This window comes from Bacteroidota bacterium, from assembly GCA_013360915.1.
Taxonomy (GTDB): Bacteria; Bacteroidota; JABWAT01; order JABWAT01; family JABWAT01; genus JABWAT01.
The window spans coordinates 1-1,939 of sequence record JABWAT010000044.1 but is presented as its reverse complement, the minus strand read 5'-3'; the positions used below and the strand labels follow the sequence as shown (position 1 = coordinate 1,939).

Genomic DNA, 1,939 nt, shown 5'->3' with positions numbered 1-1,939 from the left:
ACAGACAGCTCATAGATACCTGGTTGACCGATGGAATAGGAAATGGTGGTTTGCGGGTTGAATGGATTGGGATAATTCTGCCCCAGTGTAAAGGTTTCTGGCCTGGAATAATCGTTGATTCCTGTGTAGGTATCGCCTTCCCGGATGACCAATCGCTGATTGGCAGGAACGTTCAGGAGGGTATCCCGCATACCTGAAGGCCAAAGAACGATAATCGAATCAACGACCGTGCGGTGACGCAAGCCAAAATGTTCCATATAGCCATTCACCGGATTGTTACGATATTCTCTTGCCTGGCGCCACCAGAATCCGCCGGTAGTATCAGTATTTACCAGAATAATTTGAGCGCCAATGGGTGTTCGGGGACTTTTGGTTCCTTCCAGCCAGAGTTGAATCCAGTTGGCATCTCCATTAGATACATCAAGATTATTCCGGTAGATCCTTTGTCTGTCCGGTTTGGGGACGAACAGATCATATCCAATGGAAAAATCCAAATCCCCATCCTGATCCAGATCAAACAAGGCAGGGACAGAGGAATACGAGGGTAAAACCGTCAGAGCAGTTTCCTTGATATTGGTGTACCACATCTGATTTCTTGAGAACGGTTCTGCAACAAGAATATCGAGACCAGTACCACTGAGATTGGGTTTAATAATATCTGGGTAACCATCATTATTAAAATCGGCAAATTTCGCTTGGGACGTCTCACAGGTCGTATCGTATTCATTAAGGAAATATACATCACGGGTTTTATCTTCAAACGGGTGATCATTGTAATTTTTTACCTGTCTGATCCGTTTTTGAAATCGTAGTGCAGAGGAGAATGGTGCAAACCGGATCCGGTCAATCAATCCATCGGAATCGTAGTCAAAATAGTCATTTGGGTCGGTATCCGGCAGATTCCTCAAAATATCGGGACCAACCAGTTTGTAGGTCTTTTTCTGTTGGTCTGAAATGTAATAGTAGGATTGGTACGAAAAATGATTGGATCGTTGACGCCAGGTGACCACATAATCGCGTTTGCCATCTGCATTAAAGTCATGGGTGGAACTCACAAACATGAGTTGCCAGAATTCCTCCATCAGGTAAATATTGAAGTAGTGATAAAGCGACAGGCTGTCAAACCGGGTAAGCTGATTCAGGTAAATTTTGTTTGGTACATAGCCAGAAACATCCGAAATAACCAGGTCAAGGGTGCCATCAAAATTGATATCATTAATGTCTTCTGGCATGAAGGGATACCCGCTTTCCCGCCACCAGCCATGAGGAAGGGCCAGGGTATCCTGGATGTCGTAAAAAACGGTTTGATTTCCCAGATAAATAAACGCCTTACCGGTTAATTTGTCACCTGAGCCAACCAGGTCCATATTCCCATCATTGTTGAAATCGTATGGATGACCAAACCCCACGATATTCGGATAGTCGAATGCAGTTTTATACTGCGAACTGATTTCTGAAACCTGATTTGTCTTTAAATCGATAATATACACACCGGAAGAAGAATGAAGTCCCGTAACATTTACTTCCCATATTTGAACAGATGGGTTGTTGGTTTCCCTGATTGCTATCCCACCTGGTTTGTATAATTCAAAAGGAAAAGATCCAGCAATCTCTGTAAATGTCTGACTGTATGAAACTGTTATTTGAAATAAAGAGAGAATGGTAAAAATAAACTTCATAATGAAAAAAGGGGGCGATTGCCCCCGATTGTTTATTTACTCAACGTCATCATACCAGTTGACTGCCCCATGTGGGTGGTGATCTGGTACAGGTAGTTCCCCGAACTAAGTCCATCTGCCAGAAAATGAATCTGATTCAACCCGGGTTCACCGTTAATGGTTTGTGTGCGGACCAACTGACCCAAAACTGAAAACACTCTAAGAGTAATGGGGCCGGGTTCTGACAAGGTTACCACAAACTGTGTGGATGGATTGAATGG

At 43.6% G+C, this 1,939-nt stretch carries 2 protein-coding genes; both read right to left on the bottom strand.

Annotated features, from left to right (window positions below):
• Positions 1-1,490, bottom strand: a 1,490-nt coding sequence (locus HUU10_15700) for a CRTAC1 family protein (protein NUQ83047.1), incomplete at its 3' end; no start/stop codon positions are given.
• A 221-nt stretch (positions 1,491-1,711) separates the two neighbouring features.
• The coding region (locus HUU10_15695; GenBank protein NUQ83046.1) for a T9SS type A sorting domain-containing protein at positions 1,712-1,939 on the bottom strand (228 nt) is incomplete at its 5' end.